At 35.3% G+C, this 17,222-nt stretch carries 13 protein-coding genes; 9 read left to right on the forward strand and 4 right to left on the reverse strand.

Going from position 1 to position 17,222, the window contains the following annotated elements:
- Positions 1-38 precede the first annotated feature (38 nt).
- The 4 genes from PL77_RS20945 to PL77_RS20960 form a co-directional block, all read right to left on the reverse strand.
- Positions 39-3,860, reverse strand: a complete 3,822-nt coding sequence (locus tag PL77_RS20945; RefSeq protein WP_044209849.1) for an ATP-binding protein — start codon at positions 3,858-3,860, stop codon at positions 39-41.
- 149 nt (positions 3,861-4,009) lie between these two features.
- Positions 4,010-6,208, reverse strand: a complete 2,199-nt coding sequence (locus PL77_RS20950; RefSeq protein ID WP_082026666.1) for a glycoside hydrolase family 3 C-terminal domain-containing protein — start codon at positions 6,206-6,208, stop codon at positions 4,010-4,012.
- A 50-nt stretch (positions 6,209-6,258) separates the two neighbouring features.
- A complete protein-coding gene (locus tag PL77_RS20955; RefSeq protein WP_044209851.1) occupies positions 6,259-7,545 on the reverse strand; it encodes a family 43 glycosylhydrolase in 1,287 nt (428 codons plus the stop codon).
- Between the two features lie 138 nt (positions 7,546-7,683).
- Positions 7,684-9,750: a sugar-binding domain-containing protein gene (locus PL77_RS20960; RefSeq protein ID WP_156152464.1), complete on the reverse strand. Its 2,067-nt coding sequence runs from the start codon at positions 9,748-9,750 to the stop codon at positions 7,684-7,686.
- A gap of 353 nt (positions 9,751-10,103) precedes the next feature.
- Here PL77_RS20960 and PL77_RS20965 point away from each other — a divergent pair, with 353 nt between their 5' ends.
- The 9 genes from PL77_RS20965 (at position 10,104) to PL77_RS21005 (ending at position 17,006) form a co-directional block, all read left to right on the forward strand.
- On the forward strand, positions 10,104-10,541 hold the full coding sequence (locus tag PL77_RS20965; RefSeq protein WP_052444606.1) for a DUF4274 domain-containing protein: 438 nt from the start codon (positions 10,104-10,106) through the stop codon (positions 10,539-10,541).
- Positions 10,542-10,552: 11 nt separating this feature from the next.
- Complete coding sequence (locus tag PL77_RS20970) at positions 10,553-11,128, forward strand: Crp/Fnr family transcriptional regulator (RefSeq protein WP_044209854.1); 576 nt, start codon at positions 10,553-10,555, stop codon at positions 11,126-11,128.
- Positions 11,129-11,241: 113 nt separating this feature from the next.
- Positions 11,242-11,685 carry an SRPBCC domain-containing protein gene (locus tag PL77_RS20975; RefSeq protein ID WP_052444610.1) on the forward strand — a complete coding sequence of 148 codons (444 nt, stop codon included), beginning with the start codon at positions 11,242-11,244 and terminating at the stop codon, positions 11,683-11,685.
- A gap of 15 nt (positions 11,686-11,700) precedes the next feature.
- Positions 11,701-12,300 (forward strand): DUF4303 domain-containing protein, encoded by a 600-nt coding sequence (locus PL77_RS20980; RefSeq protein ID WP_044209859.1) that lies wholly within the window; start codon positions 11,701-11,703, stop codon positions 12,298-12,300.
- Between the two features lie 178 nt (positions 12,301-12,478).
- A complete protein-coding gene (locus PL77_RS20985) occupies positions 12,479-12,946 on the forward strand; it encodes a hypothetical protein (protein WP_044209862.1) in 468 nt (155 codons plus the stop codon).
- 10 nt (positions 12,947-12,956) lie between these two features.
- On the forward strand, positions 12,957-14,234 hold the full coding sequence (locus PL77_RS20990) for a S41 family peptidase (protein WP_156152465.1): 1,278 nt from the start codon (positions 12,957-12,959) through the stop codon (positions 14,232-14,234).
- Between the two features lie 183 nt (positions 14,235-14,417).
- Positions 14,418-15,464, forward strand: coding sequence for a DUF4405 domain-containing protein (locus PL77_RS20995; protein WP_044209865.1), 1,047 nt, complete (start codon positions 14,418-14,420; stop codon positions 15,462-15,464).
- 405 nt (positions 15,465-15,869) lie between these two features.
- Positions 15,870-16,325, forward strand: coding sequence for a RidA family protein (locus PL77_RS21000; protein ID WP_044209868.1), 456 nt, complete (start codon positions 15,870-15,872; stop codon positions 16,323-16,325).
- A 120-nt stretch (positions 16,326-16,445) separates the two neighbouring features.
- Positions 16,446-17,006, forward strand: coding sequence for a Crp/Fnr family transcriptional regulator (locus PL77_RS21005; RefSeq protein ID WP_052444607.1), 561 nt, complete (start codon positions 16,446-16,448; stop codon positions 17,004-17,006).
- The last annotated feature ends 216 nt before the right edge of the window (positions 17,007-17,222 follow it).

Genomic DNA, 17,222 nt, shown 5'->3' on the forward strand with positions numbered 1-17,222 from the left:
TCAACCTTCAAAAAACGGGTTTTATACGTATGGCTCGCCTATTGCTTCAACATGCCTTTGGGAGACACTCCATATTGCTTTTTAAAAGCAGTAGAAAAATAAGAAGGATTAAAACCAACAGCAAAAGCCGCTTCACTCACCGTATATTGTTCTTGCGTCAGTAATCGGTATGCTTCCTTCAACCTTATTTTCTTGATATACTCTGCTGGAGAAGTGTCCAACATGCTTCTCAGTTTTTCACTTAAAGTAGTTTTTCCGATTCCTAATGCTGTACAGAGTCCTATTACATCAAGTTGATCATCCGCTATTCTTTGTTGAATCACTCGGTTGAGGCGTTCTAAAAATAGTTGATCTGTCTTCTCGAATTGAATGGTTTCCAGTGTTGCAGATCTATTAAAAGAAGCGATAGTTTTGGTTCTAAAATCAATCCAATTCTCAATTTTTCGTAAAAGCACGGATTGATCAAACGGTTTTCCAATGTAATCATTTGCCCCTACCTGAAGGCCGTTGATTTGATCTTCGATTTCACTAAATGCTGATAAGATAATAACGGGTATATGTGAAGTCTTTACCTCTTCTTTAATGCTTTTACATAAAGCTACTCCATTCATTTTAGGCATCTGAAAATCAGTAATAATCACATCTGGCAAGCTCTTTTTTGCAATTTCAAAACCTTCTTCGCCATCATTTGCCAAACTCACCTTGTACTGTTGCTCAAAAATATGAAGAATGTATTGCTGTATTTCCTCATTATCCTCTACAATCAAGAGATGTCCTTTGATTGTGGTTTTGACTGTACTCTTATTTTCATTTTTAAATTGTGGAAGCTTTAGTACAGGCACATCGGCAGTTGACGTTACTTCTAACCTCGGAATTTTGACAGTGAACGTCGTTCCGCTATTTTTTTTACTCTCTACCTCAATACTACCAGAATGTGCCTCTATGATCTTTTTACACAAAGAAAGACCAATTCCAAAACCTTCCTTTCCAGTATTTTGCTCCTGATAAAAATGTTCAAAGATCAGGTCAAGGTTTTCTGCTTTCATCCCTAAGCCGTTGTCTGAGACCTTGAATTCTAGCCCATTGAATGCTGTATTGGTCTCAATTAAAATTTGTCCTCCGTTGGGAGTATATTTGATGGCATTATGCACTAAATTACTTATGACGATCTCCAATTTAGAATAATCAAAAACGTACTTTTCTTCCGATGAAAAATAGGTTAGTTGAATTTTTTTTGAATCTAACTCTGATTGATAAAGTGTTGTTACATGATGTAGTAATGATGAAAAATTATACTCCGATAGTTCAAGAGTTATCTTCTCATTCTCCGCTTTTCTGAATAATAACAATTCATCCATCAAGTTTTTGAGTTGGCTAGCATTCCTGTACATTAGTTCTAAAGACTTTTGCAAAGGACGGTCGAAAGTACGTGAAGAAAGCACTTCTTGTAGTGGTGCGATGATCAAAGTTAGAGGAGATCGAATTTCGTGGGCAATATCACTAAAAAAGTGAAGTTTAGCTTGACTCAACTGTTCTGTTTTTTCTTTTTCAATTTGAGCAATTCTTAAGGAATTCTGGATCAATGCCTGTCTCTTTGTGATATAAATACTTCCTATGAAAATAATCAGGACCAAAAACACATAAAAAACATACGCGGTAGTACTTCGGTACCAAGGGGGCAAGATGATAATAGATCTACTAAACGTGCTTTCACTCCATGCTGTATTCGGCTTTTTCACTTTGATTTCTAACTGATATTCCCCTGCCTGCATATTTGAAAAATGTACCTTTGGCTGGTTGGGTATACAATATTGAAAATCCTTGTCAAAGCCATGTAATTTGTAACTATAAGTGTAGGTAGTAGAAGTCGTTAAATCGGGACAAAAGAAATGAATATCAAAACTGTTTTTATGATATGGAATCTCATAAAAATCAAGATTTTGATCTAGAAAAAATGGATAACCGGATACAATAACATCACTGATTATTGGAGCAGGTAAAATCTCACTTTTGGGGACATTTTTGGGGTTAAAACGTGTAAAACCGTCAATTCCTCCAAAATAGATATCATTTTCTTTATGCTGGTAAACGGCTCGGTAATTAAACTGATTGCCTTGAATTCCTTCTGAAATCCCGTAACGCTTAAACTGCTTTTGGTATGGGTCATAACTGAATAATCCATTATTAGAACCCATCCAAAGAATTCCATTTTGATCTTCCGTAATGCTATACACAATTTGAAGGTTGAGGTATGTAGGTGCTTCAATTAATAGCATTTGATTGACGGAAGGAGAATAACAGAAAAGGCCATTTCCGTAGGTTCCAATCCACATATTTTTATTTCTATCTTCATAAAAGCAATTGACATTTAATCGAAGGTTTTTGAAAATAGAAGTAACGGTATGATCTTCTTGATTCAAATCGTTGTCATACACCTCCAAACCATAATGTCTACCTATCCAAATTCGCCCTTGGTGATCAGGCACCGCACAATTCAAATAATGGACTTTTTGAGTTAGTTTGCGAAGAGTATTGTCATCATAATTATAGCTGTAGACACTATATCGCGTAAAAATTAAAACTCTATTTCGGTCAGGTTGGGGTATGAAATCATCACCAATCAACTCTTCGTTGGGGTGTATCACTGCATTGATTGTCGCATTTATTTTCTCCTTATCTTTCCCATACACTACATTAAAACCATCTTCATGGTAACCACACCAAATATTACCTTTCCAATCCTTTTTTAAACGGTGTAGTATTTTACCCTTTACATCAAATGTTCCTATCTGATCAGCAGTAGGATTTGTAGATGGACTGTAGAATTTTTCATGTCTTGTATCAAATAAAACGACCCCTTTTTCTTCTGTACCAATAATCAATAAACTATCATTGACACTGCTAAAAGTACGAACTAATCTAGAGGGAAGTGCATCTGCGTTTTCTGACTTATGATAACTTTTGAAATGAGGTGGATGCGAAGGAACCATAACCACTCCCGACTGCCAAGTTGTGCCCCAAATATTATTTTTATTGTCAAAAGTGAAGTTCCGAAAATGTAATTTTTCTAATTCAAATCCTGAAGAAATTACTTGACCATTTTTTAAAGTAAAAGATTCATAACCTTCTCTATACACCAAGTAATACTTAGAATGAGCAAAATACACTTGTACAATTTTCTTGGAGGTTTTAAATATTTGAAAGGAAGATTTTACCTGATCAATTTGAAGTTGCCCTTTTGATAACGGAATACTAAACCATACGCCATTTGCATTCACCCAAACCTCTTTTTGCTCTTTAATATATCTAATCTCTTGGCATCCTTTAAATTTTTTAGTCAACAGTTTGAATTCCAAATTCGAATCAACAGTGTATAACCCCTGACTTGTAGAAACAAAAGTCTGCTGCTCTACGTTCTCAATTGCATGAATTGTAAAAGGTGCTTTTTTCTGTATTGTTTTAATTTCCGAAGAAGATCCAATATCGATTTTTACAATTGTATTTTTTCCTTTTAAGGTCAAGAGTGTATTATTTCCAATGTAGCGTACCATGTGATATGTACCGTTATGCAATGCAATCGGAATCGTATCCCATGTTGATGTGATATAATTGTATCTTGCTAATCCATTATTGGTCGCTAACCATATAGTCTGTTGATCATCCTCTTCAATATCAGAAATGTAATTATCAGCTAAAGATTTGGGCAAATAAATTCTTTTGATCTCATGTCCATCGTATCGATTCAACCCATTTTGAGAACTGATCCAAAGGTATTGTCTTTGGCTATCTTGAAGAATGTCAGTGACTTCATTTATACTCAATCCATCATTTACAGTCAGTAATTTATATTGAATAGCCATTGTATTGGTATGGCTAAAAAGTAATAGTAGACAAAAAAATAGAAGGTGGCTAGTCAGTGATTTCATTTCATGATTGTGATCTCATTTTACAATTACTTGTAAATATAAACCACTTCCGTCTGCCTTACAACTAGAGTTTTAACGTGTGCTTATTTCAATTCAATTACCTTTTCTTGTGGTGTAGCAGCACCTAATCGAACACTGAGATTACCAGGTGAAGCATTACCTACTGTAATTTTATATTTCCCTTTTCGCCAAACCTTTTTGCCTTCGGTATTAATTACTTTAAGTGATTCAGGATGGAGGGTAAATTTTAAGTTTTTCTTTTCTCCCTTTTTTAATGCCACTCTTTCAAATGCTTTGAGGCTTTGAAGCGGTAGACCACCAGTGGTATCTGATGGACTGATGTAAAGTTGAACCACTTCTTCAATGTCATATGCTCCACTATTACTGACCGCCACTTGTACTTCCAACGGTGTATTTTTCTTTAACTTTTCAGAATTTAAACGAAGATTACTCAGCGTTGTTTTAGAATAAGTCAGACCAAAACCAAAAGGGTATAAAGGTTCTTCAGTCATGTACTTATACGTCCTCCCTTTCATTGAATAACTTTCATAATCTGGGAGTTGGTTAACATTCTTAGGGAAAGTGATTGGTAAATGACCTGATGGAGAAACATCTCCAAATAATATGTCTGCTACAGCATTACCACCTTGTTCACCAGGGTACCATACCTGCAAAATTGCATCACAATGTTCTTCAATCCCCTCTAATGAAACAGGGCTTCCACTTGCTATAATTAACACTAAAGGCCCCTTTTTCTTTTCCACCAATTGATGAATATAATGAATCTGACTTTCCGGAAGTTTGAGATCATGTCTATCCCCTCTACGGTCAGAAGCAATAGCGTCTAAGCCCTCACCTTCTCTATCTGCAGAAAGTCCCACAACACAGATTGTCACATCTGATTCTTTCGCCACATTCGGAGCCCAATTATGAGTATTAATATTCTCTTGAAAAGGGAGTACACCACTACGGTAATTGAGTGAAGTACCTGGAGCCAACGCTTTTGTCACTCCTTCCAAAATAGTCACCAAATTTGAACTCACACCATAATAACTCCCCATTAATACATCCGCTGAATTAGCAAAAGGCCCTGTTAAATAAGGAACTTTGACGTGTTTTGATAAAGGAAGAACATTATTTTTATTTTTTAAGAGTACAATAGATTTTTGAGCTGCTTCTCTTGCTAAATCAATGTGTTCCCCACAATGTATTTTATCATTTCCAATCGATAAATAAGGGTTTTCTTTGATATCATCAAACATTCCTAATCGGAAACGGGTCTTGAACAATTGCTTTGTCCTTTCATGAATTAATGCTTCAGTTACCCACCCTTTTTCTACAGCTTTGACCAGCTGTCTGTAAGTTCTACCACAATTAAGGTTTGTTCCAGCTTTGAGAGCCACTGAAGCTGCTTCAGCTCCTGTCTTTACGTAATTTTGTTTGAATGCAACCCCACTTACTGCCCCACAATCAGAAGTGATATAGCCATCAAAATTCCATTGGTCACGTAAAATTTCTTGTAAGAAGAAAGGACTAGCACAAAGCGGTTTGTCATAAACACCATTATAAGCAGCCATCACACCTTCTACTTTTGCTTCCTTCACTAAGGCCTCAAAAGCAGGTAAATAGGTCTCATATAAATCTTGTTTGGAAGGATTGATTTTAAAGCTTAGCCTTACGCTCTCCGGTCCTGAATGTACAGCAAAGTGTTTAGCACAAGCAGCTGTTTTTAAATAATTAGGGTCGTCTCCTTGCATTCCTTGGACAAAAGCGACGCCAATTCTTGACATCAGATAAGGATCTTCCCCAAACGTTTCTTGACCTCGCCCCCAACGTGGGTCTCTAAAAATATTGACATTTGGAGACCAAAATGTAAGCCCCGCAAACTTACTATGGTTACCAATCTTTTGAGCGATCGTGTATTTTGCTCTTGCCTCAGTAGAAATTGCAGAAGCGACTCGTCGTGCCAGATCAGGATCAAAAGTAGCCCCCAAACCAATGCCTTGCATAAAAACAGTCGCCTCTCCATTTCGGGCCACTCCATGTAAGGCTTCGTTCCACCAATTATAATCGGGAACCTGTAAACGAGGAATGGCATCAGCACTGTTGGTTAACTGACTTATTTTTTCTTGTAAAGTCATTTGAGATACCAAAATTTCAGCTCGTTCCTCAATTGATAAACTCTTATTGAAAAAAGACAAATCGACATCTTGTGCTACGGCTGCTTTCACCACAAAACAAAGTGTGAGTAAAAGCAAAAGTATATTTTCTAATCTTTTCATTATCTGTAACTATTTCTCCCCTATTCATTCAATACTAGGCTAGAGAATGACTATTGGTTTAAAATTCTTTGGTTATTTTCTTTTTCAATTCGTTCTCTTTGTTTTTTAGAAAGGCCATACCTAAAGTAGAGATCATTTGGCATTAAAACATTGGATCTTTTCATGGTTGGATCATTTACACTTTGACTCAAATCACAATCAAATCGACCTAATTTGCTGTATTGCTTTTTCCAATTCTTTCCAGCATTAATAAAGTGAGACAGTCCCCAAGTTATCCCATCTGCATTTTTACTGTCTGTAAATGCATCAGGAGAAAATAGACCTCCTGCTGTTGGCAATAGTTGCGTTACTGAAGCAATTTCAAAATTGACCCAATCTTCAGCGTACTGAATCGTATTGTGCTCAATTCCATCGGTTCCCACAATTGCAGCTACACCTTCCCTGAAAGGGAATAACATCGTTTCATGTCCAGAATTCATCACCGGACTGAGTGGATGTTTCTTAAAAGGACCTTCAGGATGTTCTGCTATTGCCAAACCCCAACAATCCCAATGTTTACGATTAGCATCTCTCTGATCCATCCCAGATTTATAATAGAGATAAATTTTTCCGTCATGTACCAAAGGCATAGGATCATGAATCACTCTCCAGTCCCATTCATTACTTTCTCCAAATGGGATAACGATTTTATTGATAGGTTTCCAAGGTCCATCAGGTGAATCCGCTACAGATAGCGCAACGGGACAGATATCATATGCATCTTTAGCCTCATCATAAGTTCCACTTGGAGCATTAAAAGCTTGATAATAGAGGTAGTATTTCCCTTTAAATTTCAGAATATCGGCAGTTGCCACTGAACGCCATCCCGGTTGTGGCTTTGGAGGCCTCGTTACAGCTACACCTTGTTCTTCCCAGGTAAAACCATCCTTACTTGTAGCGTACCATATCTCTGCCAAATCCCAATCGGTAGAAGGTAAAGTATCATTGGCATTCCCTTTTCCTTGAGGTGGTAAAGGCGTCTCTCGGTGGGTATACCAAACATAATATTGCCCATTTTCAAAAATGATTTTGGAAGGGTCTCTACGGCTGATGGTTCCATCTCCATTGTTATAATTAAAGCCTTTTAGCTCCGTATATTTAAAATTGGTATAGAGTTCATTGTCCAATAAACGAGGAGCTTCATAATGTTGAAATGCTCGTTTCATGGCGGAACTCATAGGTCGGTCCGGAGCCACATCAGCCACTTTTAAAGGAAAGGCGGCATCTGGGAATTGCTGTTTTTGAGCACAGTTCATCAAGCCTAAAGCGATGATACTTAGGTAGAATATTTTTTTCATTTCAATGATTACTATTTTATAAAAGATGGGGGCCGTCGCAAAACCTTTTTTATTCTTATATCACAAGTGACGCTGTCGCTTAACACTTGAAACATCGTAAGGTTTTGAGACAGCCCCAGTAAATCGGTATGTATTATCTTAATTTACTGTGTTGTTTTCGTCCATCACAAGAAACCAATCTGCTTTATGCGTAAAGGATTCCTTTCCTTTTTCGCTCATGACTTCAATTTTATTTTCTCCTTTCTGCAGATGGATATTTTCAAAAACAATAGTATGCATATCACTTTTCAACTTTTGCTTTTGAATGACTTTTCCATTCAACTTTAAAGTCACTTTCTCCAAATTGGTAAATACTTTGACCGTTGTAATGGCTTCTGTCCTTTGACTGTTTCTTGCTTCCGCAATATGTAAAACAGGAGCATCACTCCAATTGGCCTTGTAAAAATAGAATGCATCTTTTTTTACCTTTCTATCAAAAGTGACTAACCCTTTATGATTCAAATTTTTGATACCCCCTCTGTTCCATCCTGCCACTGAAAAATCAAACATATTCCATACAAAAGAACTCCATACATACGGGCGGTCTTTGATGATCTTCCAAGTGATTTCATGGTAATTGGTCTGTACAGGTTCAGGAAAATAATTACCGATGGGTTTTTCCAATTTTGTTCTATCTTGTTGATAAATATTACCGCCCACTCCATACTCACTAATGCCCAATGCAATATGAGGGTAATCTTTTCGTGCATCATCAAGCCATTTTCCCATATCGGCATATTCTCCATAATACCAACCATAGTATTTATTCCAAGCCTGCAAGTCTGTAAGATTTCCCATATTCGATTCCATTCCTCTGTCACTTGCTGAAACGGTTAGCCTTGAGGGATCAATTTGATGGGCCAATTCATTGAGTTTTTTGGTGAGTAGCACAGGAGGTTCATCTTTACTTTTCCAAGCACGCACTTCATTCCATAATCCCCAAGCATAAATACTTGGATGGTTGTAGTTTTGATAAATAAGTTCTTTCAATTGTTGGATAGCATTTTGACCTTCACGACCGCTATAATTATGTACAAAAGGAATTTCAGTCCACACCATCAAGCCCATTTCATCGGCCTTTTGATAGGTGATATCTGAATGCTGATAATGAGACAAACGTAATCCGGTTGCTCCAATCTCCTCCACCATTTCCATATCCACTTTATGATGTTCCGGCAATAGTGCTGGCCCTCTTTCTTTCCATTCCTGATGCATGGCTACACCATAAATGCGGTACGGTGCACCATTCAATACTACTCCTTTTTCTGCATCTACTTCAAACGTTTTGACACCAAAAGTTTCAACTACCTTATCTGATTGTTGGTCATTTATTAGATTTACTTCCACCGTATATAAATGTGGATTTTTTCGAGCATTCCATAAAATTGGATTTCTAATTTCAATCTCAGTTGTCAAAATAGAATCACCTGAAGAAAGCTTATCAATGATTACTTCTTTTTGAAAAACGATCTTCTTTGTTTTGTCCGAAACTTTAATATCCAAAACGGTATTATCAGTACTTTTTATTGAAGAAAGATGAGTTCGGACCTCTAAATTTGCTTTATCCCTTTCTAATGCTTTTAAAGTGACAAACACTCCAGAAGAAGCAAAGAATGTAGGAGCAATATTACATGATGGAGTAGAGAAAATATGTACTGCTCGGTAAATACCTCCATAATGATTAAACAAAGCGTCATCCACCGGAATACGAAGAAAGTTGGGTGCATTGGACACCTTCACCACTATTGTATTCTTTTCCCCCAATTGAACAGCATTCGTAATTTCAAAACAAAAAGCAGAATAACCTCCAACATGTTTTCCTACTTTTTGACCATTGACAAACACTGTAGCCTCTTGTCCCACTCCTTCAAAACGAATAAAAACACGTTCTCCTTCCATAGATTTTGGGATGACCATTTGATTTCTGTACCAAGCCATACCTCTGTAATAACCCACATCTTCAATGGCATCCATAGAATAGGTATGTGGAACTTTTACATCTTTCCATAATCCATCATCAAAGTCGGTGGATTGAGCGTTATAAATCACTCCTTTGGAAAATTTCCAATCCGTAACCGCAATAGGTTTCCTATGCTTAAGAGAAGGAACTTGTGCTCGAACAAATGTAAAATGGATAAGTCCTATAAGTAGTAAAAAATATTTCATCTCAGTGCTTTGCTTTTGTAAACTAATGGGCCAAATCAATGGATTATTGATCACAATTACTTTTGAATTTGACCATCTTTCTTTAAATATGTTCGAATCCTTATCGTAGAAGGCAATTCGCCACTTTTAATTTATTTTACCCCTACCTTTCGAATAAAAATCCCCCTGCTCATAGAAACTTAAAATAGATGTAATCCATCGTAATTTGAATCAAACAAAGAATTGATTAGATTGACACTTAAAAGAAAGTTATGTCTTAACGCTCTTTTTCATCAATGAGAAACTAACTAGAAGAACTTTAATAAATTTCTTAATAGAGGTAAGTCTAAATCCTAAACAAAAGCTATTTTAAAATGCTAAACCACAACGAAAAAACACTACTCGAATCTTTTGAAGGAAACTTTAATTTAAAAGAATGGATTTTTCAGGTCCAAAAATCGACCAATCCTTATTTTCTACAAGAAAGTGCTACACTATACAACTGGAACGATGGGTATGAACTCCCTATTGCAATTGCCAACAACCCCTTTTGTGATCAAGGAATAGCACTCAACTTGCATTGGCTTTCTGCCGGAATAGCGTTGCACACCGAAGAAAATATCCGTAATGAAGAAAACAGAGAGTGGGTTGCTTTTTGTGAATTGATTGAAAAACGTATCCTCAACCAATTCTATAAAATGGGTCCTATCAGCTTTAAACCTCCAATTAGTAAAGTCACTACTTTTAAATACAAGAAGAGAGGTATTCCTACTGTACTTTACACTCCATTTAATGGAAAAACGATCATTTGAGTTCATTCAAAATGCAAGAGATAGAATCTTACATAAAAGAATACTTTGGGATTGGTGGAAAAAGCTTGGCTTCGGTCAGTGATTTATTTACATTTTCTGAGATCAATAAGAATGATTATCTTCTTAAACTTGGGCAATATTCAAACACAATTCACTTTGTAAAATCGGGTTACCTGAGAATGTTTGCTTACAATGAAAATGGAGATAAAGAAATAACGCAATGGATCTCCAGTCAAGGAATGTTCGTTGCGGACCTTTCTAGTTTTATGTTTCAAACACCATCGAGGTGGAACATTCAAGCTTTATCTCACTGTGAACTCTTCACCATTACAAAAGATGATTTTCACTCTATTGAACAATATGTGGAAGATTGGGGGAAACTAGAAAAGTTATTCATTACAAAATGTTTTATCACACTTGAGAATAGAGTTTTTGGACAACTATCCATGACTGCAGAAGAAAAAGTAAAACATTTATTAGACACTAATCCTTCAATATTTTTGAATGTACCCTTGCAATATATTGCCTCCATGCTGGGCATGACTCCCGAAACTCTAAGTAGAGTGAGAAGAAAAATGATTTCTTGACTTATGTCAAGAGAAGGTCTGTAAAAACCACTTTTATTTGTATATCATTCAAAAACAACGATATGCAAAAGTTAAGTTTAATCGTTTTTCTGGCACTTTTTTCTATCAAATGTATGGCACAAAAAGAAATCAAAACAGCAATTCACATCAATGCAACACCTCAAACTGTTTGGCAAGTTCTCTCCAATTTTCCAGAATATGCAAATTGGAACCCTTTTATAAAATCCGTGGAAGGTGATTTTATTGAAGGCCAAAAAGTAAAAATTAATGCAGGTGGTATGACATTCAAACCTAAAGTATTGGTCTTTGAGCAGCATAAAGAAATACGATGGATTGGAAAACTGATAGTCAAAGGACTTTTTGATGGAGAACACCTTTTTGAAATCATTGATAATAAAGATGGAACATCTACTTTTAAACAAGAGGAGAAATTTAATGGCCTGTTAGTGGGACTTTTTAAAAAGAAATTAGACTCAGAGACAACGGAAGGTTTTAAAGAAATGAATCAAAAATTAAAGGAACTCTCTGAAAAATTAAACACTGTAGCAATACAGTAAGCAAAAGGAATAAATATGACTATCAAACAATTAAGTGAAGAGCTCCAACAACTACTTTACGATGCACTTCAAAGATATTTAAAGTTACAATTACAACAACTTTCGGATGAGAAAATCTATGCTGTTGCCGTCTATTGTGACTCCGGTTGTAGAAGTATGGGGGGAGCCGTTTCAACTCTTGAAAGTTTAAGTCAACAAGTCGGTCACCTTCCTGCAGATTCTGACATTACCACTTTTGAACTTTATGCTTCAGAATGGAAATATGTCAACGAGCATTATGCTGTTTTTGATCAAGTTGATGAATGTATCGATAACATTTATGATGTGTTCTATGAGGGTGAATTAGATGATGTAGATTTAGAAGAATTAGAAGAAGATCAATTATGGAACCTTATTTTAAGCTTCTTTTCTGAAGTGATCATTAATACATTATCTCAATTAAAGAAAGAAAAAGTATTTCAAAATGATGCTTTTACTGAAGATGTCTTTTTAGGAGTTCAATTTGGTGATATTGGAGAGGAAGATCAGAAAATGTTATTAGAAGTTTCAAGTCAATTAAACTCAGATTATTGGCATAATAAATTACTAGAAAGTTTAAAAGCCTACCCAGAGTAGTAATTTGCAATACAAAATATAATAATTTTTTTTTGAAATTCAAAACCCCAATAGTACATTTAAAGTCTCTTCTTTCTATTGATTACTGCTACATCAAGCAGGTTTAAGATCCATAGAAGTTATCGAAAGTTATTTTTAAATCGATGATTAGCAATACTGACCTAACACTAAAAAAAATATGCAATTCAAAAGGAATCACCTACAAAGTCTTTTTGGTGGAATACTTCTATTGTTTTCCATCGTTCTAGCTTTGATAGATTACAATACCGTTTTAGCACCTGAAAGCAGCCAACGTTTTATTGACTACTCTATCTTATTGTTTATCAGTCGATGGAGCATTTATTTCTTGCTCTCTTTGGCTGGTTTGGCCGCTTTTTTCCAATCTAAAAGTACAAACCTATTCTTACTGATTTTTAGTCTAACATCATTATTGGAGATTTATGTCAATGAAAATTACTATATCATCAAGAGTCTTGAAGACTACCAAATTTTTATTTTAGGTCTACTTGCCGTCATTGGGTTACTAGTAGCAACAATAAATTTATTGAAAGTTCAACGACTCAAACTAAGTGGTATTTTTTTAAGTATTCTGCTTTCCATCACATTGGTTTATTTACCCAATGCACTTATAACGTTCTACTTTTAAAAAATAGTTTATGAAAATGCTACGCTACACCCATTCGATCCTACTGATTGTATTTTGTCTGATAAGTTGTGAAGAAACAACTGTTGAAACGTCTGAGATGACTCCTGAAAAATGGAAAAATGATATCGAAAACCTTATTTCAACATTAGAACAAAAACATATTCATCCTTATCATAGTATCTCCAAAGATAGTGTTCAAAAACAAGTTAAGGCATTACTCAATGACCTTACTAAACTATCTGATGATGAAATCTTTTTACGACTTTCAAAAATTGTAAAATCTTTAGACGACAGTCATACCGGAATTTGGAAATCCTCCTCCTTTTATGATGCTTTACCCATAGAGTTTTTTGTATTTAATGATCATGAAGTAAGGGTAATTAGAGCTCCAAAAGAACACCCTGAATTGATAGGTGCTCAACTCTTAGGTATTGAAAATACCCCTTTACAAAAAGTCATCAAAGAAGTTTCTTCGGTTGCACAATGCACAGATAATTGGTATTCTGAAAGCGAAAGGTTCGTTTCTTACCTCAAATACTCCAAAGTATTAAAAGGGTTAGGCATCACGAAGCAAGAAGATGCTGCAAGTTTTGAGTTTTCATTGGAAGACAATAATAAGAAAACAGTCACACTCCATGCCATTCCTAATACAGAGTACCACTCATCAATGACTCCACCGATGACCGTTAAGCGCCCTTTTAGTTTTGATAAAGCGGTGATCGGAACACCATATTTATGGTATCAACCCATGGAAGAACTGCATACTGCTTACATCTATTTTGCAGGCTATCCTGAACTGCTACAGATGAGACGTTTTGCCATTGCCCTATCACGAGAGCTCATGAAAAAGGGAATTGAAAATATCATCATTGACTTAAGAGATAATGGTGGTGGTAATTTTTTTATTGGTATAGAACTTCTCAAATCTTTATCTTTTTTGGATCAAGTGAATTGGAAAAACGGCGTTTATGCAATGACAAGCAGAACTACTTACTCTGCTGGAATGAGTAATACAGCCCAATGTAAGGAATTACTCAACGCTAAAATTGTTGGCGAACCTACAGGCTCAAACCCAAATGATTTTCAAGATGCAGATGGCTTTCAATTACCTCATTCCAAAATTTGGGTACAATATTCGAAAAGACATTATCAGTTTCAAGATAGTGTTTCCAATGGTATCCTTCCTGATGTACCTATACAACCTACATGGGATGCCTTAAAGAATAAAGTGGATCTTGATTTAACATGGATTTTGGAGGATATAAAACAGCAAAGGAAAATGAATTAAAAATATCATTTGCTTAAATAGAGAATGCTCCATAAACGTTTATAAATAGAAATCTTAAAACTCTTAAAAAGTAATGAATAACTAATAATAACTATTAGATTCGTTTTTTGTGTACTATGTTATATGATTACTTTTACACATTAGGTCAATTTTATTTTTATCTACCCTTATCAAAAAATCAAAGTGAATAGAAGAATATTAGGGAATGTATTACTTTCTGTAGTTATCGTTTTGTCTATTTCTGGACTGTTTCTATATTTTACACCACATCAAAAAAGTGTAGCTTCCATTCACACAGTATTTGGGCTTGTCTTTCTTGGCAGTGTGATTTTCCATATTGCCAACAATAAAGTACCCATAAAAAATTACCTGAAAGGAAAAGGGAAAGGAAAATCAAAATTCAGGCCTTTTCATGCTCCTCTAATCTTTATGGTCGTTTTATTTCTTTCCATAGGAATCATCTATCAAATACCTACATTTAATACCTTGTATGATTGGGGAAATGCATTTAGAAACCAACAAATGGGTAAAGAGGAAAAAACTTTTGATTATGAAATTATTGACCTTGATAAAACTATTGGTGATCATCAGATAAGTGTAGAATTTAAGAAAGGAAAATCGTTTCGACATCCTTTGATCGCCATTTGGTTAGAAGATACTTCAGGTCATTATATTGAGACGTTATATATTTCCCAATCCATTTCTTCAAGTACTTTTCAAATAGGTAAAAAAGTTGGTGACGGCTATGCACCTGCAACTGTTAGAAGACCTGAAGCACTTCCTTATTGGTCGCATAAAAGGGGGATTAAAGCCTCTGATGGTCTTTATATTCCTTTGGATAGTGCTCCAGATTTAGACGGGGTTACAGGAGCCACACCTCTAAATAATTTTATCATTTCGTCCAAAACGAGTTTAAAGCAACACGCTCCCTTTAAAATCATAATTGAATTCAATCAATCTTTTGATTGGAATGAATATTACTCTAAAGACCGTTTCCCTGATGATAAGATCTACTCTGGATCTGGTGCTGTTGGGCAGCCATCTATGATTTTCGCCTCCGAGATTCAACCTCATGATTTACAGTCAAAAACCCATAAAATTATGGAGTTGATTGGACACGGGCATCATTCTGGAAAAAATGGTGAATTGTATACTGATATGTCTAACATTACAACGGCAAAAGAAATTGCGGATAGAATTATCTTAAGTATCGATAAGAATATAAACTAAGTTTATATCTACTTTCAATCCATCTTTCTACTAGATTTCACAAGGCTTTGAACGTAAAAGCTAAATTTCATTCCTTGAGCCTAAATGATTTTAAACTCGCTGCACTCAAACAACAAAATCATTTTTAATTAACGGCTCAATACATAAAATTCTTAACGCTTTTCCCTTCAAGGCTGGGATAGCACTACCAAACTATAAGCATAGTCATTCCACTGGCGCGAATGTTAAGTGATAGCGGCATTCGTGTCTTACGGATTATCAGAAATCTCTTGATTTCTAAAACCTAAACTTTATAATAATGTAGTTTATAATGCACCTAATAAATGAAGTAAAAAGCTAGGATTTGGGATCAATATTTTATTAACTTTCTCAAAATTATTTCACAACAAAACAAGCTTTATCTCAATGACTCTTCAAGAAAAACTACTAGAACTCGGGTATGAACTTCCTAACGCTTCTACCCCAGGAGGAAGCTATAAATCCGTTAATATTAGAGGAAATATAGCCTACATTGCTATACAATTTCCGATTTGGAATGAGGCCTTTCAATACCAAGGTAGGTTAGGGGAAGATATTTCTACAGAAGAAGGCTACAAAGCCATGGAAATGTGTGCGTTAAACGTAATTGCTCAAATAGAAGAAAAAGTAGGGATTGATCAAGTGGTTGGACTCAATCATATTGATGCTTATTTTCAATCAGGAGAAGATTGGGACGACTCCCCTATTGTTGTCAATGGTGCCTCTGACCTTTTCGTGAAAGTTCTTGATCAAAAAGGAGAACACTCTAGGGCCATTTTTGGTGTTGATAAACTACCTAGAAACTTTAGTGTTGGACTTACTGCATCATTCACTCTGAAATAAAAGTATGAAGGCGTTTTAATTATTTCATCTAAAAAATGGATGCTTTTTTGGTACACTATCAAAGTTTAAATTATATTTCGATTTTTAAATATTCTGCTCAAATAAGGTACTTCCAAATAAATGTTCAGCTCAAAACCCTATCTAGACATCAATAAACTTGTCAAATGGAATCTTGAATTTGACTTAGGTCTCACTAATAAATCAGTAAAAAAAGGAGATGTCTTTTTGAAAGAAGGACAGCCTTGTAAACATCAATATTATATTCTTAAAGGGTTTGTAAGAGTATATTACCTTGATCTAGAAGGAAATCAAATTACACATTGGTTTTGTGCGGATGATGCTATAATCACTTCCCCTTTTAGCTATGTTAAAGGAGAAAGAAACATCCTTTATTTTGAAGCTATGGAAGATACTGAACTGGTCTTAATTAGTGCTCCTCAATTAAATACCCTCATTCAGCATGTTCCTGAACTTGGTGAAGGTATGAGACAAATGAATGCCGAATTTGCCATGATCTTGAGTAGAAGAATAATGAGTATTCACACCCAAACTGCTGAAGAACGATACTTAAACCTAATGGAACAACATCCTCTACTTTTTCAAAAAGCTAAATTATCTCAGATTGCTTCCTTTCTCGGGATTACCCAACAAAGTTTAAGTAGAATTCGGAAAAACCTATAAGATAATTCTACCACTTAAACTGTAAGTTTTATTTTCATAGTTATCGACTTTATTGTGAACTAAGTTTTCGTTAATTTATTTAATTCCTTTTAAAAAGCATAAATGGAAATTTGTGGTTCGTGAGGCCGTTGCAATGCAACGGCCCTACAGAACTGCTTTTTAGAAGATTATTATAAAAAACTTTGTCTTTTGATCCATAATCAGACAATCATTTTG

Origin of the sequence: Flammeovirga sp. OC4, from assembly GCF_000812565.1 — a bacterium.
Lineage (GTDB): Bacteria > Bacteroidota > Bacteroidia > Cytophagales > Flammeovirgaceae > Flammeovirga.